This window comes from Mesoflavibacter sp. CH_XMU1404-2 (genome assembly GCF_037029465.1).
Taxonomy (GTDB): Bacteria; Bacteroidota; Bacteroidia; order Flavobacteriales; family Flavobacteriaceae; genus Mesoflavibacter.
The window spans coordinates 14,415-34,904 of the sequence record NZ_JAYMEM010000001.1; the positions used below are offsets into that span (position 1 = coordinate 14,415).

The window sequence follows — 20,490 nt, forward strand, 5'->3', positions numbered from 1 at the left end:
TAACAATTTAAGCCGAAGAAATAGCCGAAATCTCTCAAAATATTGAGTTAAATTAAGCTTAAAACTAATCTGTTAGCTGTTATTTGAAAAACTATTTTACTAAACAAAAAAAACACTTGTAAAATAATTTACAGGTGTTTTTAGTATTTAATTTTTAAACTAATTACGCATCAATATTTGCGTAAATAGCATTCTTCTCTATAAACTCTCTACGTGGTGGAACTTCATCACCCATTAGCATAGAGAATACTCTATCTGCTTCTGTACCATTATCTATTTGCACAAGACGAAGTGTTCTAAACTCTGGATTCATTGTTGTATCCCAAAGTTGTTCTGCATTCATCTCTCCAAGACCTTTATATCGCTGGATTTTTGATGATTCACCAAACTCTTTTACAATATTATCTCGTTCTTTATCATTCCAAGCGTATTGCTTTTTATTTCCTTTTTTAACTAAGTATAAAGGTGGTGTTGCAATGTAAACGTGACCAGCTTCTATTAGTTCTTTCATGTATCTAAAGAAGAATGTTAAAATAAGAGTTGCAATGTGGCTACCATCAATATCGGCATCACACATAATTACAATTTTATGATATCTTAATTTAGAAAGGTTTAATGCTTTACTATCTTCTTCTGTTCCAATAGTTACACCAAGTGCGGTAAAGATATTTTTAATCTCTTCATTTTCAAACACTTTGTGTGTCATTGCCTTTTCTACGTTTAAGATTTTACCTCTTAATGGCAGAATAGCTTGAAACTTTCTATCTCTTCCTTGTTTTGCAGTACCACCTGCCGAATCACCCTCAACAAGAAACACTTCACATTGTTCTGGATCTTGCTCTGAGCAGTCTGATAATTTACCAGGTAAACCACCAATACTCATCACTGTTTTACGTTGCACCATTTCACGCGCTTTTTGTGCTGCGTGACGCGCTTGTGCTGCTAAGATTACCTTTTGTACAATGGTTTTTGCTGTATCTGGATGCTCTTCTAGATAATCGGTTAACATTTCTGATACTGCTTGACTTACAGATGCAGAAACTTCACGGTTACCTAATTTGGTTTTTGTTTGTCCTTCAAATTGTGGCTCTGCTACTTTTACAGAAACAATTGCTGTTAATCCTTCACGGAAATCATCTCCTGCAATGTCAAATTTTAATTTATCTAACATTCCAGATTCATCTGCATACTTTTTAAGCGTGTGTGTTAATCCACGACGGAAACCTGATAAGTGTGTGCCACCTTCGTGTGTATTAATGTTGTTTACATAAGAGTGTAAATTTTCAGCGTAACTAGTATTATAAATCATAGCAACCTCAACAGGCACACCATTTTTTTCACCTTCAAAAGAAATTGCTTCTTGCATTAAAGGTTCTCTGTTTCCATCTAAAAATTGGATAAACTCTTTAAGACCTTCTTCAGAATGAAAAGTTTCACCTTCAAAAGTACCATCTTCTTTTTTAGAACGTCTATCTGTTAAATGAATAGTAATCCCTTTATTTAAGTACGCTAGCTCACGTAAACGACTTGCCAAAGTATCATAACTATATTCTAAAGTTTGCTGAAATATTTGTGGATCTGGCTTAAAAGTTACAATTGTACCTCTTTTATCTGTATCTCCTACAGCTTTTACAGGGTAAAGTGTTTTTCCTCTTTCATATTCTTGTTCCCAAATCTTTCCATCACGGTGTACTGTTGCTTTTAAATGCTCTGATAATGCATTAACACAACTTACACCAACACCATGTAAACCACCTGAAACCTTATAAGAATCTTTATCAAACTTACCTCCTGCACCAATTTTAGTCATTACAACTTCTAATGCAGAGATTCCTTCTTTTTTATGAATATCTACAGGAATACCACGTCCATCATCTTCTGTTGTAATCGAGTTGTCCTCGTTAATAGTTACCGTAATATTGTTACAGTGTCCTGCTAAAGCCTCGTCAATCGAGTTATCTACAACCTCATAAACTAAGTGGTGCAAACCACGTACTCCAACGTCTCCAATATACATTGAAGGACGCATACGTACGTGCTCCATTCCTTCTAATGCCTGAATACTGTCTGCGGAATACTGTTTTTTATTTTCTTCGCTCATATATCGAATTATTAATTATTTCTTGTTTAATTATTTCCTTTAAAAAGAAAGCCATATACATAAAAAAAGACGCTTTAGCGTCTCTTATGAGTACAAACAAATATACGAAATAAAAGCCCTTTTTCAAGCATTTTTATCTACTTAGAGTTAAAATTATCAACAATTGTTAAAAACCTAAAAGCGTCTTAAAAGCGCTAAAAAGCATCTTAAAATTGATTTTTGTTGTTTTTTATATTTCAGTTTTTAGCAAAAAACAAAAAATCCCGCAAAAGCGAGGTTTTGAGGTCTAAATTTTTATCTAATTTGTACAATAGTAAAGTAACTATCTATGATATTATCTGAAAGATTTACAGTAGCTCCTAAATTAGAAAATACCTGAAAAGTAATAGTGTCTCCTGTATTTAATTGTAATAAAGCCTCTGCTTTTCTTACTGGTGGCGTTACTGGTAAATTTAACAAAAGTGTTTCTGGTATTGTTACCAAGGTTAAATTTAATTCTGGAAAAACTACATTTACTGTAATATTACTAAAGTTTTCTCTTGCTTCTACAACTCCGTTTTTTAATATACAAACACCATAGTTTGTTGATGCTGTAATAGACGCAGATGCGTTTATTTGAACTTTTACTTCATAAATACCATTTTGTTTAGCTGTAAATGTATTGGTCGTAACATCAAACTCATCATTTAAATCAAAACTTTCTGAATCAAAAGGAATATCTGTATAAGTTGAAGATAAATTTAAAGTTGAAGATGTAGCATTTGTAAAACCGCCTTTTACCGCAGTTTTTAATACAGCAGAAATTATTTCTTTGGACGGAATTGATTTTACAATTTCATTCGAAGTAACTAAAACTGAGTCTTTAGAAACTAATGCAACAGTAGCAACATCGGTTTCTTCTATAATATCTCTAACGCGTAAATTACCATTTACGTCAAGACTTGCTGTTGGACTGGTTGTATTTATTCCAACTTGTGAGTAACTTAAATTGAATATCAATAAAAGTGTGATTAATAGCTTAAAATTATACATAACAGATTTATTTAAAAATCTTAGGGAATACCTAAAATAAGAAAAAAACAAATCTTAAGCAATAAAATTAAACACTTTATCGAGTTGTAATAAAATTCATTCTATTAAAGTAAAGAAAATCTTATAAATAAAAAATTCCCACGTTTGTGGGAATTTACAGTAATTAATCAATATTATTTTAAGATATAAAATAATTTAATATGCTGAGTTATGAACGTTTGCAATTGCTCTTCCTGATGGCTCATTCATTTTTTTAAATGCTTCGTCCCATTCTAAAGCTGTTGCTGTGCTACAAGCCACACTTGCTTCTTGCGGTACACTTAATGCTGCTGCATCACTTGGGAAGTGCTCTTCAAAAATTGAACGGTAGTAAAACTCTTCTTTGTTTTGTGGCGTTTGGATAGGGAAACGGTATTTTGCATTTTCCATTTGTTCATCCGAAACTTCTTTATTTACAATTTCTTTTAAAGTATCTATCCAGCTATAACCTACACCATCACTAAATTGCTCTTTTTGTCTCCAAGCAACGCTTTCTGGTAACATATCTTCAAATGCTTTACGGATAATCCATTTCTCCATACGCTCTCCGTTAATCATTTTGTCTTGTGGGTTTAAACTCATGGCTACGTCCATAAATTCTTTATCCAAAAAAGGTACACGACCTTCAATTCCCCAAGCAGCTAAACTTTTGTTTGCTCGTAAACAATCGTACATATGTAGTTTATCGATTTTACGTACTGTTTCTTCATGAAATTCTTTTGCGTTTGGCGCTTTATGAAAGTATAAATAACCTCCAAAAATTTCGTCTGCTCCTTCTCCTGAAAGTACCATTTTGATTCCCATAGATTTAATAACTCTAGCCATTAAATACATTGGTGTTGAAGAACGTATAGTGGTAATATCATAAGTTTCTATGTTATAAATCACATCTTTAATAGCATCTAAACCTTCTTGAATTGTGAATTTAATTTCATGATGAACAGTACCAATATGATCTGCCACTTTTTGTGCTGCCGCTAAATCTGGCGAACCTTCTAAACCAACAGAAAAACTATGTAATTGCGGATACCAAGCTGCTTGCTTATCATCACTTTCTACTCGTAATTGCGCATATTTTTTTGCAATTGCAGATGTTACAGAACTATCTAATCCACCAGATAACAATACACCGTATGGTACATCACTCATTAACTGTCTTTTTACAGCAGCTTCTAATGCTTCTTTTACTTTTGCAATACTGGTTTCGTTGTCTTTTACATTATCGTACTCTCTCCAATCTCTTTTCCACCATTTAACAAACTCGCCATCTTTACTTGACATGTAGTGACCTGGAGGAAATAATTCAATTTTAGTACAAATACCTTCTAATGCTTTTAGTTCTGAAGCTACATAAAAAGTTCCGTTTTGATCCCAACCTATGTATAATGGAATAATTCCCATGTGGTCTCTTGCAATAAAATATTCGTCTTTTTCGGTGTCGTAAATAGCAAAACCGAAAATTCCGTTCATTTCATCTACAAAATCAACACCTTTTTCTTGATAAAGCGCTAAAATGACTTCGCAATCACTTTGAGTTTGAAAATCGTATTCACCTTCAAATTGCTTACGTAACTCTCTGTGGTTATAAATTTCTCCGTTAGCCGCCAAAACTAATTTTTTATCTGGGCTAAATAAAGGTTGCTTACCAGAAGCTGGATCTACAATAGCAAGACGCTCGTGCGCCATAATAGCCTTATCGTCACTGTAAATACCTGACCAATCTGGTCCACGGTGACGAATAGTTTTTGACATTTCTAATATTTGAGGTCTTAAATCTTCACTTTTCTGTTTTAAATCGAAAGCACATACTATTCCACACATAATCTTATATTTTAAATCGTTTGTTACTAATTGATATAGCAAATATGAATTTAATGTTTCATTATTAAAACAATAAACAGTATTACGCTTACATTTTAAAACAAATAATTATAATATTGATTAAAATTGAAATCTAAGAATAGTAAAATATCAAATTTTAGTTGAAATATGTGAGTTTAACCATTTAAACCTTTAAATGCCCCCAATTTTCGCCAGTTTTTATTCGGTGCAATTGCATCTCTGAAACGCCAAACTGCTTTGCTAAGATTTTTAAACGTGTACGTCTATTAGGATCTAACAGTTTTTTCTTAAGTCGTAGTGCTTGAGTTTCCGTCAGTTTAGAGTATTTAATAACGTTGTTTTTGGCAATAAATTCTGGGTTTTTGAATTGGTGAAGTTCTTTTTCTCTTTTAGTTGCCCATTTTAAGTTTTCAACTTTATTATTCGATTTATCATAATTTAAATGAATAACAAACTTGGCATCTTCTGGTTTTTTTAAAAAATGCTGAGCCACTATTTTATGAGTATATCTAGACGTTTTTGTTCCTTTTTTTTTAACAACAGGAACAGTATTATACCCATTTATAGAATATTGTTTTTCTATTAAAATATCTTTACCGTCGACCACCTTTATTAGTCTTCCGTAGTTGGATATTTTAAATGTCATGTTTTCGGAGATATCATCGTCAAAGACAACATCTTTCCACTTTTCATTGTAGTAATTTCTAATCATATTGTATCACATTTACACACTTAATAATATACACTATGATTAATAGCTTGATGCTAATTTACTAAATTTAAGGGATATTTAGGTATTTATGAGTTTGTAAAGAGACTTTCCACTTAGGGTTAGCCATCACGTAATCAACTATTAAAGGTATCATTTTATCACGCTTACTCCACTCTGGTTGCATGTACAAAATGCAGTTATCATTGACTTTAGCCGCTTGTTCTTCTGCAAATTTAAAGTCGTCTTTATTATAAATTATCACTTTAAGTTCGTCTGCTTTATCGTAAACTTTTTGTGTAGGTAATTTCATCTTTTTTGGAGATAAGCATATCCAATCCCACTCGCCTGTTAACTCATAAGCACCAGAAGTTTCTATATGAATTTTACAACCTTCAGCTTTTAATTGCTTGGTAAGTTCGGTCATATCCCAAGTTAAAGGTTCTCCACCAGTAACAACAACTGTATCGCTGTATTTTTTAGCATTAGCAACAATTGTTTCTGTTTTAGTTGGTGGATGCAAATCTGCTATCCAACTTTCTTTAACATCACACCAATGACAACCTACATCACAACCGCCAATACGCACAAAATATGCAGCAGTTCCTTTATGGTATCCTTCACCTTGAATGGTATAAAACTCTTCCATTAAAGGCAACATTAACCCTTTGTTTACTAAGTCTTGAATCTCTTGCTTCATAGCTTGCAAAGATAGAGTTATCTATTGAAACTATTGAATATTTAAACCTGAAAGTTGTTAAAGAATTAACCTAAGATTATTATTTTTACCTAAATTTTTTTAAAATGAGTAGACAAGACGACTTTTTTAACCACATCACCGAAGGTAACACCTGCAAAGGAGATTATATTACCCTTGGTTCTGCCATGTTAGATGGTGAAACATTAACAAACGCATACGTAAATGTACCTTTAAAAACTATGAATAGACATGGGTTAATAGCTGGTGCTACTGGTACAGGAAAAACAAAAACACTTCAAGTTTTAGCTGAAAATTTAAGCGAAAAAGGTGTACCTGTTTTGTTAATGGATATTAAAGGTGACTTAAGCGGTATTGCCCAACCAAGCCCTGGTCATGTTAAGATTGACGAACGTATGGAAAAAATAGGTCTAGCTTTTGAACCAAAAAGTTTTCCTGTTGAAATAATGAGTCTTTCTGAACAAAATGGAGTAAGACTTCGTGCTACGATTAGCGAGTTTGGTCCAGTACTAATTTCAAGGATTTTAGACTTAACCGAAACGCAAGCTGGTATTGTTGCTGTTATTTTTAAATATTGTGATGATAACAAACTACCACTACTAGATTTAAAAGATTTTAAAAAGATTTTGCAATATGCTACCGATGAAGGTAAAGACGAATTTAAAGAAGCCTACGGAAGAATAAGCACAGCGTCTACAGGTGCAATTCTTAGAAAAATAATAGAAATAGAGCAACAAGGCGGCGATTTGTTTTTCGGCGAAAAGAGTTTTGATGTAGAAGATCTAGTACGCACAACACGTGATGGTCGTGGTTATATCAATATTATTAGGTTAACAGATATACAAGATAGACCTAAATTATTTTCAACATTTATGTTAAGTCTATTGGCAGAAATCTATGAGACTTTTCCTGAAAAAGGAGATGCAGATAGACCTGAATTAATTATGTTTATAGATGAAGCGCATTTAATTTTTGACCAAGCCTCCAAAGCCTTATTAAACCAAATTGAAAGTATTGTAAAACTAATACGTAGTAAAGGTATTGGTATTTATTTTGTAACTCAAAACCCAACCGATGTTCCAGAAGGTGTTTTAAGTCAGTTAGGTTTAAAAATTCAACATGCTTTACGCGCGTTTACTGCAAAAGACAGAAAAGCTATCAAGTTAACAGCTCAAAACTATCCAGATACAGATTATTACGATACCGCCGAAGTATTAACCGCTTTAGGAACAGGTGAAGCGCTAGTTTCTGCTTTAAACGAAAAAGGAAGACCAACACCTTTAGCTGCAATCATGATGCGTGCACCAATGAGTAGAATGGACGTTTTAACAGATACCGAATTAAAAAATCTGTTAGACGATTCTAAATTAGTTTTAAAATATAACGAAACTATAGATAGAGAAAGCGCATATGAAATGCTTAACGAGAAAATTGAAAAAGCAGAAATAGCTAAAGCAAAAGAAGAAGCAAGAGAAGAAAAAGAAAAAGCGTCTAAAAAAACCTCAACCAGAAAAAGTACAAGACAAAATCCAATTATAAAGGTATTAACCAGCGCAACTTTTATTAGAGCTGCATTTGGCATACTTAAAAAAGTAATAAAATAAATTTTTAAAGATTATATGAAAAAAACAATATTAGCCCTAAGTACCATTGCTATTTTAGCAACGTCTTGTAAAAATGATGCAGATTCTTTTTTAGTTAAAGAACAAAATATAGGTATGCTTACAGACAGCACGCAAGTAAAAGATTTAGATATCATTTTTGCTAAAGATTCAATAGTAAAACCTATTGCTGGTGATGAATTTGCAGGTTCTGTAAACACTATAGAAGTTTATGAAAAAGGCGGCAAACACTTACTATCTATTACACCAAAACAAGCTTTAGATAGCACTTCTACTATTTCAATTGTAAAATTTAAAGATCCAAGATATAAAACTGAAAAAGGTGTTAACAGCTTAAGTACTTTTGAAGATATAGAAAAAAATTACACCATTTCTAAAATTCAAAATTCATTTAAAAGCGCTTCTGTTTTTGTAAAAGGAAGCAAAATGATGTTTCTATTTGATAAAAATGATTTGCCTGCAGAATTTAAATTTGACATCACAAAAACTATAGAACCTGCAAACATACCAAGCAAAGCAAAAATTAAACATTTTATGATTGGTTGGTAATGTTTAAACTTTAAATCATGAGTGTTATCGAGTTTAAAAATTCTAAAAAGAAAAAAGCAAATCTTATTGCTGCTGTTTTATGGATCATTTACTCTATTGCCATGTTTTATTATGACAGTAAAAACTCTATATGGTATAAATATCTCGGTATTCCATTAGTTATCTTTTATGTTTTAGCATATTTTTTAGACAAAGGAATAATCTATCAAATAGATAACAACATAATTAAAACTAAAGGTCTTTTCAGCAAATCTTTTGATTTAAATGATTTGAAAAGAATTAACAGAAACCAACACGGAATACGATTAATTTCTGATCAACAAAATGATTTTAGAATAGAAAAATCTTTTCTTACAATTGAAGATTACAACGCTCTAGAAAGCATATTGAAAACCTATGAAAAAGTTACTGAATAATGAAAAAATACACCATACAAAATAGTCCATTTGTTGTTCCAACGACTGACGGAAAACTAATAGAAGAACATTTTGGGCAAGCTACAGATGAAAATAAAGATATTAGCATTGCACATATGATTGCACCTGCTGGTTGGTCAGAACCTTTTCAAACACCAGAATTCGATGAATTTACGTATATTATAAAAGGTAAAAAGCAATTTATTATTGAAGATGAAACCGTAGTTTTAGAAGCTGGACAATCTATTAAAATTGAAAGAAACACAAGAGTACAATACTCTAACCCTTTTACGGTAGCTTGTGAGTATATTTCTATCTGCACACCAGCATTTTCAATGGATTTAGTGCACAGAGAAGACTAATAAAAATGAAAAAAATATTCAAAAAAGCTTTGCCAAAAATAATTGGCACATCGCTAAACACCATAAGTCATGTAGCACCAAAATACGCTAGTACAAAAGCATTAAATTTATTTGCTACGCCACGTAAAGGTCGTTTAAACCAAAAGCATAAAGACTTTTTAGACAAAGCAGAACAATCTACTTTAAAGTATCAAGATTATACCATTCAAACCTATCGATGGAAAGGAGAAAAACAAACCATTTTATTAGCGCATGGTTGGGAAAGTAATACTTACCGTTGGAAATCTTTAATCAATAAATTACACCAAAACGGACATAATATTATTGCGTTAGATGCTCCAGCACATGGGCAATCAAGTGGTACGCAATTTAACGCTATTTTGTATTCAGAGTTTATTAATGTTGTTGCCTCTCATTATCAACCAACTGTTATTGTTGGTCATTCGGTTGGCGGTATGGCTACGGTATTTTTTCAGTATAAATATCAATTAAAAAGTATTGAAAAACTGGTATTACTTGGCGCGCCTTCAGAGTTTACCAAAATTTTCAAAAATTACGTCAATATGCTAAGTTATAATCGTAAAATTGAAAATGGATTAAACCGATTAGTAGTTGATAAATACGATAATGAACCTGCATTTTTTTCTTCAGCTAATTTTTCAAAAGATATTGAAGCCGAAGGATTAATTATTCATGATAAATCTGACAAAATTATAGATTATGACGAAGCTGAATTAATTGCAAAACATTATAAAAATTCAACTTTAAAAACTACCGAAGGTTTTGGTCATAGCTTAAAACATGATAGCATTGACGACGAAATTTTAAACTTTATAAACAGCTAATTTTGGAAGAACAATTAACAAGACTTAATAAATACCTTAGCGAAGCTGGTTACTGCTCTCGTCGTGAAGCAGACAAACTTATTGATGCTGGTCGTGTAACAATCAATGGTGTTGTGCCAGAAATGGGTACAAAAGTAGCCCCAAATGATATTGTTGCTGTAGATGGTGAGGTTATCAAAAATAACAAAGACAGTTTTGTTTATTTAGCATTTAATAAACCTGTTGGTATTGTTTGTACTACAGATACCAGAGTTGAAAAAGACAATATTATAGACTTTATTAATTATCCTAAACGTATCTTCCCTATTGGTCGTTTGGACAAACCTAGTGAAGGGTTAATTTTTTTAACTGATGATGGAGACATTGTTAACAAAATTCTTCGCGCTAGCAACAATCACGAAAAAGAATATGTGGTTACCGTAGACAAACCTATTTCTCAAACATTTATAAACCGAATGTCAAACGGAATACCTTTAGAAGAATTAGGTAAAACCACAAAAAAATGCAAGGTTAAAAAGTTAGACAGTCATACTTTCAATATTATTTTAACGCAAGGATTAAATCGTCAAATTAGACGTATGTGCGAGTATTTAGGTTACGAAGTACAAACCCTAAAACGTGTTAGAATAATGAACATAAAACTAGATGTCCCTGTTGGAAAGTATAGAGAATTCACTAAAGAAGAAATCAAAACTTTAAACACACTTTTAGAAGATTCAACTAAAACATTTCAAGCAAAACAATCTAGAAACAGACGCAAAAATTAATTTAGTTTTTCTTCTTTTTTAAAAAGAAAAAAGGCAGGTAAATTAACATAAAAGCTGGCACTAAAAGCAACTGCACTTTAATAATATAATAAGGCCAATCTCCTAGGTAATCTAACACAGATCCTGAGATTGGTTTTTCATTTAAATAAGAATAATTTGCTTCTAAAAGATAGTTTACAACCATTAAAACAATCATATAAAGTTGTAATACTAAAAAGGATTTAAAAACGCTTTTTAGTTTTGGTTTCATCTTTAAAACTACTATTGCGTAACTAATAATTATTAGTAACCCTAAGTGAACAATCCAATATCTAAAATAATCAAAAGATGGGAAACCAACTTCTATATCTGGTGTGATAACACCTTGCGATGTTCCTAAAATTATCCAAAATAACAAAATCTCAAACAACCAGTATTTTCTTGATGTTGTAAAAACAAAAATGAACAACGCCATAAAACTGCACAAAAACAAAGGTAAATCTGCAGTAATATTATAATCCTCAAAACCTATTTGGTACAGATGAAATATTAGCATAAAACCAGATACAAAAACACCTAAATATTTAAATATTTTATACTGAACAGTTTCTTCTTGATTCAAAGAAAACCTGATTAGCAAAATAGTTAAAATTATAGCTAAAGCGATTGGTAGAAGATGCTCAAAACTTCCAAATAAGACACGTTGAGATAAAAGCATAAAAAAACCTGAATTGAATTCAGGTTTTAAAAATAGACATTTATTTTTTATTAAGATTTTGCTTTTCTGTGACGGTCTCTTGCTAATAATGTATTTTTAAGTAGCATTGCAATTGTCATTGGACCAACGCCGCCAGGAACCGGTGTAATAAAACTTGCTTTTTTACTAACGTGTTCATAATCTACATCTCCTGTAATTACGTAGCCTTTTGGATGAGTTTCATCAGGAACACGTGTAATACCTACATCAATGATTACAGCGTCATCTTTGACCATTTCGGCTTTTAAAAAGTTTGGCACACCTAATGCCGAAATAATAATATCTGCTTGGCTTGTAATTTGAGTAATGTTTTTGGTATGACTATGTGTAAGGGTTACAGTTGAATTACCAGGAAAACCTTTACGTCCCATTAAAATACTCATAGGTCTTCCCACAATATGAGAACGACCGATAATTACGGTATGTTTTCCGTCTGTTTTTACATTGTAACGCTCTAACAACTCTAAAATACCAAAAGGTGTAGCTGGAATAAAGGTAGACATGTCTAAAGCCATTTTTCCGAAGTTTTCAGGATGAAAACCATCTACATCTTTGTTAGGATTTACCGCCATTAAAACCTTTTGTGTATCTATTTGATCTGGTAAAGGTAATTGAATGATAAACCCATCAATATCTTCATTCTTATTAAGCTCGTCTATTTTATCTAAAAGCTCTACTTCACTAGTTGTGCTAGATAAACGTACCATTGTAGACTCAAAACCAACACGTTCACAAGCTCTTACTTTACTTCCTACGTAAGTTAAACTTGCGCCGTCGTTACCAACAATAACTGCTGCTAAATGTGGCACTTTTTCGCCATTAGCTTTCATTTTGTCAACTTCAGCTTTTATTTCGTCTTTAATGTCGTTACTAACTTTTTTACCGTCTAGAATTGTCATTTTTTAAAGGATTAATTGGGTTGGTCAATAAATGGTTTATAAACAAAAAAACATGAGGTTACCTCATGTTTTTCATAGCTTGCATCATGCGTTTTCCGCCGCCACCTTGCATCATTTTCATCATTTTGCTCATTTGGTCAAACTGTTTTAATAACTGGTTAACCTCTTGCACAGATGTACCAGAACCTTTTCCGATACGTTTCTTTCTACTTGCATTTATAATTGAAGGATTGGCTCTTTCTTTTGGAGTCATAGAGTGAATTATTGCTTCTATACCTTTAAAAGCATCATCATCTATATCTATATTTTTCATCATTTTTCCAGCTCCTGGTATCATTCCGATAAGGTCTTTCATGTTACCCATCTTTTTGATTTGCTGGATTTGCTTTAAGAAATCGTCAAAACCAAATTGGTTTTTAGCGATTTTCTTCTGTAATTTTCTTGCTTCTTGCTCGTCAAACTGCTCTTGCGCTCTTTCTACTAAAGACACAACGTCTCCCATCCCAAGAATACGATCTGCCATACGTGAAGGATAGAATACATCTATCGCTTCCATTTTTTCACCTGTACCAATAAACTTGATTGGTTTATTTACTACAGATTTAATAGAAATTGCAGCTCCACCACGTGTATCACCATCTAATTTGGTTAAGATTACACCATCAAAATTTAAGACATCGTTGAAGGCTTTTGCTGTATTTACAGCATCTTGACCAGTCATAGAGTCTACAACAAAAAGTGTTTCTTGTGGTTGGATGGCTTTGTGAATGTTAGAGATTTCGGTCATCATTGCTTCATCTACAGCCAAACGACCAGCGGTATCTATAATAACCACATTGTGTCCATTTGCTTTAGCGTGTGCAATACCTGCTTGTGCAATTGCTACAGGATCTGTATTTCCTTTATCACTATAAACATCTACCTTTATTTGGTCACCAACGACATGTAATTGGTCTACCGCTGCAGGACGATACACATCACAAGCTACTAATAAAGGTTTTTTTGTTTTTTTGTTTTTTAAGTAGTTAGCCAGTTTACCAGAAAAAGTTGTTTTACCAGAACCTTGTAAACCTGACATTAAAATTACTGTTGGCGTACCAGACATATTAATACCTTCTGCATCACCTCCCATAAGTTCAGTTAATTCGTCTTTAACGATTTTAACCATTAACTGTCCTGGTTGTAATGTAGTTAATACGTCTTGACCAAGCGCTTTTTCTTTTACTGTTTTAGTAAAATCTTTAGCAATTTTATAGTTAACATCGGCATCTAAAAGCGCACGTCTTACTTCTTTTAAAGTCTCTGCAACGTTTACTTCTGTAATACTACCATGACCTTTTAATACGTGTAACGCTTTATCTAACTTTTCACTTAAATTATTAAACATAATTTTCCTATTTTTTTAAGAAGCACAAAAATAGGAATTTGTAGCGTATTTGTAAAGTCTTAATGAGATTAAATTGAATAAAAAAAGACTGCCTTTTTAAGACAGTCTTTAATATAATTTCTAATTTGGATTTACATTTTTTCAATAACAAAAACAAATTCGTTGTTATTATCATCGTTAACATGATGCAATTCTAGTCTATTACTATTAACTTCTGTAATATACCAATCGTCATCCATTTGCCAGTAAGGAAAAATCCCTAAGTAGTTAATTACGTACCTTAAATTACTGTTTTCGTCTCTAACCACTTCGCCTTGTAAATTAGTTATAGTACCTGCATTGTTTGCTTGAATGTTTGCTCCTGCAGAAAAATTAAAAGTTATCCCTGAGTAATCTGATGTGTTATCTACGCCTTCCATAGTAGAGTATGTAATTTGCCAAACACCATCATATAACCAGTTTTGTATCTGATCAACATCTCCATCTGTGGTGTTATTACATTCTTTTTCTAACTTTAAAGTCGTACCATCTGCAGAGAAAATAATATAATTATCAGTAATGCTTGTTACTGTATAGTAGCCACCTAACCCTGAAGATGTACCTTGCATTGCAAATAACACTACTAATTGATCGCTAGCTGTATTTTCTGCAGACAAACTTCCGTAGTTAATAGTTTCTCCTTCTACTGCATAAACAAATTCATTTTCATTAAAAGTGAATGTTTGTCCAGCATACGTACTTGTTTGATCTACACCTGAATTGATATAGCTAAACACTGTCCAATCACACTCGGTAATTTCAGTAAATAAATCTGTTTCTGAATAACATGGTAATTGTTCTAAAACCATAGTTTCGTTATTACCATTAATAAATTCTAATCGATCAGAATCACAATCTATTACCTTCCAGTAATCTGAAATAGCCTGAATATTAGGACCTGAAATGTTAGCCAATTCTAAAACAATATCTCCTGCTACATCTGTTACATTCCAAAATCCTGTATATGAATTACCATCACTTGTATCTGTTATTGCGATGTCTCCGTTGTCTTCAAAAGTTAAATTGAAGTTTAATAAGTTGTCACTTCCGTTAAGGTTTACAACATTCCACACACAAGTTTGCAAATATGAATTAACATCTGATATAGAGCAGTTTAAACTACAATCCTCTAGGATTAAATTAATTTCAAATACTTCAAAATTTCCATTACTTAATAACTCTGCTCTAACATAAATAGTCTCTGGTGATGATGTATTTGTATAAGCTTCTGGATTTGGTAACGCATTAACACCTGTTTCAGCATCCATCAATGACATATGATAAGTTAAATAAAACGTTGATGGATCTGCACAGTTAGAAAAAGCTACAGTTAAATCAAAAACTTCAAATCCGTCTAAGTTTTCATCACACTTAACAATCTCTGCATCAAAAGTTCCGAAACAATCAAAATTATTATTGTTTGCTGTGCAGTCTTGCTCTATTTGCATTGTGATTTGACCGTTATCTAAGTTATATTCGTCATCATCATCACAATTAACAATTGTCCAATCTCCTGCTAAATCTTCCCAATCTGTTGTAAAAGTTAAAGTTATAACTGCGCCATCTTGAGCTACAGACCAAGTACCGTCGTGAATTGCATTACTATTTTCATCTAAAACAGTAAATTCATAATTCACATTAAAGTCTATATAATAATCGCTAAATAAGTTAGAATTATCATAATCTGAAATATCCCATAAGCACTCTTTTAGGTTTAGTTCAATATTTTCTTCTGTACAGTCATCATCATCGTCATTCCAGTCGTAATCATCATCTTCATCACAAGTTCCATCAGCATCACTAATAGCAACTTCTAGTTCTTGATTACTATTAACCACAACCGTTTCTCCGCTAGCAGTTACTAAACTTACCGGAAAGTCTAAACTAGCTAAAATTGGTCCATCTAAATCTTCTAAGAAATCATACAAAGCTTCATCATCGTTGATAGTAACTGTATCAATCACCTGAAAGTCTGTATTATAAATTGAAAAAGACACAGGATACACAAAGTCGATACATTCTATATCATCATCATCTTCATTTTCTCCAACACAATCATCAATTAATTCTTCTAATTGTTGTTGGCTAGTAATTATAATTTCTGTGTAATCATTTAAAATTACTGTAATAGGAAACGTGATATCTACCGCATCATCATCATTTGTAAAAGCATCTAAAATATTTTCTAGTTGGCTATAATCTGCAACACTTTGTATAGTAATTGTAATACCATTAGCTGTTACTGTTACCGGCAAAACCACTTCTAAACAGTTAGCATAGTCAATAATATTATCTACAGACCCATCATTAGTTGCCATTCTTGACATTAAATTGGCAGCTACTGAGTCTCCTTCTATAATATCATTATTTGAAGGATTAATAATTTCAGTTTCTTCGTTCTGACAAGACATCATTAGCATTAGCACTAAAAATGGCAAGTACACTAAGTTTTTTAATTTAAAAAAGTTAATGGTTGATTTCATAATTGTTGTTTTTTGTTATTGAAATTTTCTTTTTCAAAGCCTGTTTTTCCCACGCTTCATTTATAAAACAGATATGTTTAAAAAATTCCTACCTTGTTTTTCTAAAAAAATTATTTCTAATTTGTAAAAACTAATGATTAGCCAACCTAATGCCTGAAAATTTACATAAAAATATCTGTGAACAATCCTTGTTTGAAGCCTTCTTTAAGCAGCACTCTAAAAACTTACATAATTTTTTGTATTACAAATTTGGTGAGCGATTAAATCCGCAAGACAAAATGCAAGAAGCCTTTATCAAGTTATGGGAAAACTGTAAAAAGGTAACACCAAGTAAAGCCAAAAGTTATGTATATACTATAGCCAACAACTTAATGCTTAACGAAGTTGCGCATCAAAAAGTAGTTTTAAAGCATCAAAAAATAAAACCACAAGAACATAGCAATGAAAGTCCTGAGTTTTTAATGGAAGAAAATCAATACCGAAAAAAACTTGAAAATGCTATAGCAAATCTTACCGAAGCAGAACGTGTTGCTTTTTTAATGAATCGTACCGAAGGAAAACGTTTTAAAGAAATTGCACAAATATTAGACATTAGCACAAAAGCTGTAGAAAAACGTATTTATGGTGCTTTAAAAAAATTGAGAAAAGAAATAGAAGAAATTTAAATTAATAGGTAGGAATTTTAAAAACTAACTTGTTATATAGTTGAAGTGACAATTATGGAAAAAGAATATTTAATAAAAAAATGGTTAGACAATAGCTTAACTCCAGAAGAGTTAGAAGCTTTTAAAGCGCTTGAAGATTATGAAGCGCTTACCAAATTATCTAACTACACTAAAGGTTTTAAAGCTCCTGAATATAATGAAGATGAAGCTTTAAAAACGGTATTGCATCAAATAGAAACAAAAAAACAGAGCAAAACAAATTGGCTACAACCAGTGTTAAAAATTGCTTCTATTTTAGTGCTATGTTTTGGCGCCTATTATTATACCACAACTTTAGACACTACATTTACAACAGATTTTTCTGAAAAAATCTCTGTAGAGCTACCAGATCATTCCAAAGTAGATTTAAATGCTTTATCAAGTATAACATTTAATAAAAGCGACTGGAAAAATAACAGAAATGTATCCCTTAAAGGTGAAGCTTTTTTTGATGTTGAAAAAGGAAGCTCCTTTAACGTAAATACTCCAAACGGAATAGTAACCGTTTTGGGTACTGAGTTTAATGTAAAACAACGTGACAACTTTTTTGAAGTAACTTGTTACGAAGGTTTAGTACAAGTCACTTATAAAAATAACAAGTCTAAAATCAAACCAGGCGAGTCGTTTTTAGTATTAAACGATTTAGTTATTAATAACCAAACCGTTTACAGTCAACCACAATGGTTAACAAACACAAGTGCATTTAAAAGTTTACCTTTAAAAGAAGTTATTGCCGAATTAGAAAGACAATACAATGTTAAAGTAGAAACTAAAAATATTAATACCGACTTATTATTTACTGGTAGATTTACACATAACAATTTAGATACAGCCCTAAAATCTATAACACAACCTTTGCAACTAACTTACACTAAAACTAACCAAACTATAATTTTAGAACGTGAGTAAAACGTTAAAAACTTCGCTTTTTTTATTACTATTTTTTTTGTGCGCGTTTAGTGGTTTTTCTCAAAACCAAAAACGACCACTTACAGAGGTTTTGTCTTTAATTGAAGCAAAGCATAACGTTAGTTTTTCATACGCAGATAAAGACGTAAAACATATTTTAATAGACGTTTCTACAGAAAAATCTTTAGACAGTATTTTAGATGAAATTTCCTTAAAAACCAACCTTCAGTTTAACAAAATAGACCAGCAATATTACACTATCGTTAAACAAACTGAAAGTGATAGTTTTTCACTTCAACATTTAGAAGAAGTTATAATTACAGATTATTTAACTTCTGGTATCTATAAAAATAACACAGGAAGCATCAGTATAAAACCAGAACAGTTTGGTATTTTACCCGGTTTGATAGAAGCCGATGTTTTACAAACCATACAAGCTTTACCTGGTGTTTTAAGTGTTGATGAAACCGTATCAAATATTAATGTTAGAGGTGGCACACACGACCAAAATTTATTTTTATACGATGGAATAAAAATGTATCAATCTGGTCATTTTTTTGGATTGATTTCGGCTTTTAATCCGCAATTAACGCACAAGATTTCTGTGATAAAAAATGGAACTAGTGCAAAATATGGCGACGGTATATCAAGCATTGTTGATATGCAACTTTCTGACAAAATAAGCTCTGACAGCAATATTGGCTTAGGACTTAATTTGATTAGTGCAGATGGGTATGCTAAAGTTCCGTTAGGTAAAAAGACAGAAATTCAAGTTGCAGCAAGACGATCTGTAACAGATATTTTAGACACTCCAACTTACAACAATTATTTTGATCGTGTTTTTCAGGATACCGATTTAACTAACACAGAAGATGCTGCAGTTTCTAAAAATGAACATTTTTACTTTTATGATACTGCTATAAAATTTCTTTATGATTTAAGTGAAAAAGATAAAATAAGATTCAACTTTTTAAATATTTATAACGCATTAGATTACAATGAAGAAGCTACAATTAACACAACTAACGAAGCTTCTAATAGTCAATTAAAACAGCATAATATTGCATCTGGAATAACTTACGAGCGACAATGGAATACTAAGCTAAACACTTTTGCTCAAATCTATTATTCTAATTACGATTTGGATGCAACTAACTTTGATATTTTAAATAATCAACGTCTCATTCAGGAAAACGAAGTTGTTGATGGCGGCTTAAAGTTACACGCCAATTACTACTTAAGTCCAACTCTTAATATTAATGGAGGTTTTCAATTTACCGAGGTTGGTATTAGTAACCTAGAAGATGTTAATAATCCTGTGTTTAGAAGTTATATTAAACGTGTTATTAGAACATATTCTGGTTTTGCCGAAGCACAATTTCAATCTAAAAACAAAAACACTTCGGTTAGATTAGGAATTAGAAATAACTATTTTAAAAAATTTAATTTACACCTTGTTGAACCAAGATTACATATTAATCAACGCTTTTTAAATTACTTTAGTGCAGAACTTTCAGCAGAATATAAAAGTCAAAGTACTACCCAAATAATTGATCTTCAAAAAGACTTTTTAGGGATAGAAAAACGTCGTTGGGTTTTGGCTAATAATACTACAATTCCTGTTGTAAAAAGTAAACAAGCAAGCTTTGGTTTATCTTATAATAAAAATAAATTACTAATTACTGCAGAAGCTTACATCAAAAAAGTTAATGGTATAACAACACGTAGCCAAGGTTTTCAAAACCAATATCAGTTTGTAAATGCTATTGGAAATTATGAGATTAAAGGTGTTGATATTTTAATAAACAAACAGTTTCAAAAATTTGGTACATGGTTAAGCTATAGCTACTCTAAAAATGATTACACTTTTGAGGATTTAAATGGCGGAGCATCTTTCCCTAACAACTTTGACATTACTCATGTTATTGATTTTGCAGGTACTTTTACTTTGGATGATTTAAAATTAGCTTTAGGATTAAATTGGCATTCTGGACGACCTTTTACAACACCAAATTACGAAGACTCAAATAATAATACTATCATTTATCAATCGCCAAATAATAGTCGTTTAGATGATTATTTAAGAACAGATTTTTCGGCAACATATCAGTTTAACTTAGGAAAAAACAAAGCTATTTTAGGTGCTTCAATCTGGAATCTTTTAAACCAAAAAAACACAATTAATACTTACTATGCTATTAATGATGGTGAAATTTCTAAAATTGAAAATCAATCTTTAGGAATAACGCCAAATGTGAGTTTTAAGTTTAGATTTTAGGTTTATTCTAAAGCATTTTTTACTACCTTAGTTGAATAGATTGATCCATCAAA

General features: G+C 31.6%; 18 protein-coding genes. 9 read left to right on the plus strand and 9 right to left on the minus strand.

What is annotated here, in order from left to right:
* Positions 1-163: 163 nt before the first annotated feature.
* From gyrB to WA327_RS00080, 5 genes are all read right to left on the minus strand, one after another.
* Positions 164-2,101, minus strand: a complete 1,938-nt coding sequence (gyrB, locus tag WA327_RS00060) for a DNA topoisomerase (ATP-hydrolyzing) subunit B (RefSeq protein WP_336065008.1) — start codon at positions 2,099-2,101, stop codon at positions 164-166.
* A gap of 294 nt (positions 2,102-2,395) precedes the next feature.
* Entirely contained in the window at positions 2,396-3,133 is a 738-nt protein-coding gene (locus WA327_RS00065; protein ID WP_336065010.1) for a hypothetical protein, read from the minus strand.
* 195 nt (positions 3,134-3,328) lie between these two features.
* Positions 3,329-4,993, minus strand: coding sequence for an asparagine synthase B (asnB, locus tag WA327_RS00070; protein WP_336065013.1), 1,665 nt, complete (start codon positions 4,991-4,993; stop codon positions 3,329-3,331).
* Positions 4,994-5,177: 184 nt separating this feature from the next.
* Positions 5,178-5,726: an HNH endonuclease gene (locus WA327_RS00075; protein WP_336065016.1), complete on the minus strand. Its 549-nt coding sequence runs from the start codon at positions 5,724-5,726 to the stop codon at positions 5,178-5,180.
* A 67-nt stretch (positions 5,727-5,793) separates the two neighbouring features.
* Positions 5,794-6,423: a 7-carboxy-7-deazaguanine synthase QueE gene (locus WA327_RS00080; protein WP_336065019.1), complete on the minus strand. Its 630-nt coding sequence runs from the start codon at positions 6,421-6,423 to the stop codon at positions 5,794-5,796.
* 104 nt (positions 6,424-6,527) lie between these two features.
* Here WA327_RS00080 and WA327_RS00085 point away from each other — a divergent pair, with 104 nt between their 5' ends.
* From WA327_RS00085 to rluF, 6 genes are read left to right on the plus strand one after another with little or no spacing between them, the layout of a single operon-like run.
* Positions 6,528-8,045: a helicase HerA-like domain-containing protein gene (locus WA327_RS00085; protein WP_336065022.1), complete on the plus strand. Its 1,518-nt coding sequence runs from the start codon at positions 6,528-6,530 to the stop codon at positions 8,043-8,045.
* Between the two features lie 15 nt (positions 8,046-8,060).
* A complete protein-coding gene (locus tag WA327_RS00090) occupies positions 8,061-8,612 on the plus strand; it encodes a hypothetical protein (protein WP_336065025.1) in 552 nt (183 codons plus the stop codon).
* A 17-nt stretch (positions 8,613-8,629) separates the two neighbouring features.
* Entirely contained in the window at positions 8,630-9,028 is a 399-nt protein-coding gene (locus WA327_RS00095; RefSeq protein WP_336065028.1) for a hypothetical protein, read from the plus strand.
* Entirely contained in the window at positions 9,028-9,390 is a 363-nt protein-coding gene (locus WA327_RS00100; protein WP_336065032.1) for a cupin domain-containing protein, read from the plus strand. The genes WA327_RS00095 and WA327_RS00100 overlap by 1 nt, the downstream gene beginning before the upstream one ends.
* A gap of 5 nt (positions 9,391-9,395) precedes the next feature.
* Positions 9,396-10,235 carry an alpha/beta fold hydrolase gene (locus tag WA327_RS00105; RefSeq protein ID WP_336065034.1) on the plus strand — a complete coding sequence of 280 codons (840 nt, stop codon included), beginning with the start codon at positions 9,396-9,398 and terminating at the stop codon, positions 10,233-10,235.
* Positions 10,236-10,237: 2 nt separating this feature from the next.
* Positions 10,238-11,002, plus strand: coding sequence for a 23S rRNA pseudouridine(2604) synthase RluF (rluF, locus tag WA327_RS00110; protein ID WP_336065037.1), 765 nt, complete (start codon positions 10,238-10,240; stop codon positions 11,000-11,002).
* A gap of 1 nt (position 11,003) precedes the next feature.
* Here rluF and WA327_RS00115 read toward each other — a convergent pair whose 3' ends face one another.
* The 4 genes from WA327_RS00115 to WA327_RS00130 all read right to left on the minus strand — a co-directional run bounded on the left by WA327_RS00115 (position 11,004) and on the right by WA327_RS00130 (position 16,546).
* Positions 11,004-11,699: a TIGR02206 family membrane protein gene (locus tag WA327_RS00115; protein WP_336065040.1), complete on the minus strand. Its 696-nt coding sequence runs from the start codon at positions 11,697-11,699 to the stop codon at positions 11,004-11,006.
* A 50-nt stretch (positions 11,700-11,749) separates the two neighbouring features.
* Complete coding sequence (locus tag WA327_RS00120) at positions 11,750-12,637, minus strand: tetrahydrofolate dehydrogenase/cyclohydrolase catalytic domain-containing protein (RefSeq protein ID WP_336065043.1); 888 nt, start codon at positions 12,635-12,637, stop codon at positions 11,750-11,752.
* Positions 12,638-12,695: 58 nt separating this feature from the next.
* Positions 12,696-14,024: a signal recognition particle protein gene (gene ffh / locus WA327_RS00125; RefSeq protein ID WP_304141981.1), complete on the minus strand. Its 1,329-nt coding sequence runs from the start codon at positions 14,022-14,024 to the stop codon at positions 12,696-12,698.
* 131 nt (positions 14,025-14,155) lie between these two features.
* The gene (locus tag WA327_RS00130) at positions 14,156-16,546 is read right to left on the minus strand and encodes a hypothetical protein (protein ID WP_336065050.1); all 2,391 of its coding nucleotides are present in this window, start codon (positions 16,544-16,546) and stop codon (positions 14,156-14,158) included.
* Between the two features lie 149 nt (positions 16,547-16,695).
* Between WA327_RS00130 and WA327_RS00135 the strand changes: the two genes are divergently transcribed.
* The 3 genes from WA327_RS00135 to WA327_RS00145 are packed head-to-tail and all read left to right on the plus strand — an operon-like array spanning position 16,696 to position 20,437.
* Complete coding sequence (locus WA327_RS00135; RefSeq protein WP_304141987.1) at positions 16,696-17,211, plus strand: RNA polymerase sigma factor; 516 nt, start codon at positions 16,696-16,698, stop codon at positions 17,209-17,211.
* A 54-nt stretch (positions 17,212-17,265) separates the two neighbouring features.
* Entirely contained in the window at positions 17,266-18,159 is an 894-nt protein-coding gene (locus WA327_RS00140) for a FecR domain-containing protein (protein ID WP_336065052.1), read from the plus strand.
* A complete protein-coding gene (locus WA327_RS00145; protein ID WP_336065056.1) occupies positions 18,152-20,437 on the plus strand; it encodes a TonB-dependent receptor domain-containing protein in 2,286 nt (761 codons plus the stop codon). The genes WA327_RS00140 and WA327_RS00145 overlap by 8 nt, the downstream gene beginning before the upstream one ends.
* Positions 20,438-20,490: the final 53 nt, after the last annotated feature.

Coding starts and splice junctions, on each gene's coding strand:
- WA327_RS00065 (WP_336065010.1), bottom strand. CDS start 3,133: ATGTATAATTTTAAGCTATTAATCACACTTTTATTGATATTCAATTTA.
- ffh (WP_304141981.1), bottom strand. CDS start 14,024: ATGTTTAATAATTTAAGTGAAAAGTTAGATAAAGCGTTACACGTATTA.
- WA327_RS00115 (WP_336065040.1), bottom strand. CDS start 11,699: ATGCTTTTATCTCAACGTGTCTTATTTGGAAGTTTTGAGCATCTTCTA.
- WA327_RS00120 (WP_336065043.1), bottom strand. CDS start 12,637: ATGACAATTCTAGACGGTAAAAAAGTTAGTAACGACATTAAAGACGAA.
- WA327_RS00100 (WP_336065032.1), top strand. CDS start 9,028: ATGAAAAAATACACCATACAAAATAGTCCATTTGTTGTTCCAACGACT.
- WA327_RS00080 (WP_336065019.1), bottom strand. CDS start 6,423: ATGAAGCAAGAGATTCAAGACTTAGTAAACAAAGGGTTAATGTTGCCT.
- WA327_RS00075 (WP_336065016.1), bottom strand. CDS start 5,726: ATGATTAGAAATTACTACAATGAAAAGTGGAAAGATGTTGTCTTTGAC.
- WA327_RS00085 (WP_336065022.1), top strand. CDS start 6,528: ATGAGTAGACAAGACGACTTTTTTAACCACATCACCGAAGGTAACACC.
- asnB (WP_336065013.1), bottom strand. CDS start 4,993: ATGTGTGGAATAGTATGTGCTTTCGATTTAAAACAGAAAAGTGAAGAT.
- WA327_RS00105 (WP_336065034.1), top strand. CDS start 9,396: ATGAAAAAAATATTCAAAAAAGCTTTGCCAAAAATAATTGGCACATCG.
- gyrB (WP_336065008.1), bottom strand. CDS start 2,101: ATGAGCGAAGAAAATAAAAAACAGTATTCCGCAGACAGTATTCAGGCA.
- WA327_RS00140 (WP_336065052.1), top strand. CDS start 17,266: ATGGAAAAAGAATATTTAATAAAAAAATGGTTAGACAATAGCTTAACT.
- WA327_RS00090 (WP_336065025.1), top strand. CDS start 8,061: ATGAAAAAAACAATATTAGCCCTAAGTACCATTGCTATTTTAGCAACG.
- WA327_RS00130 (WP_336065050.1), bottom strand. CDS start 16,546: ATGAAATCAACCATTAACTTTTTTAAATTAAAAAACTTAGTGTACTTG.
- WA327_RS00095 (WP_336065028.1), top strand. CDS start 8,630: ATGAGTGTTATCGAGTTTAAAAATTCTAAAAAGAAAAAAGCAAATCTT.
- WA327_RS00135 (WP_304141987.1), top strand. CDS start 16,696: ATGCCTGAAAATTTACATAAAAATATCTGTGAACAATCCTTGTTTGAA.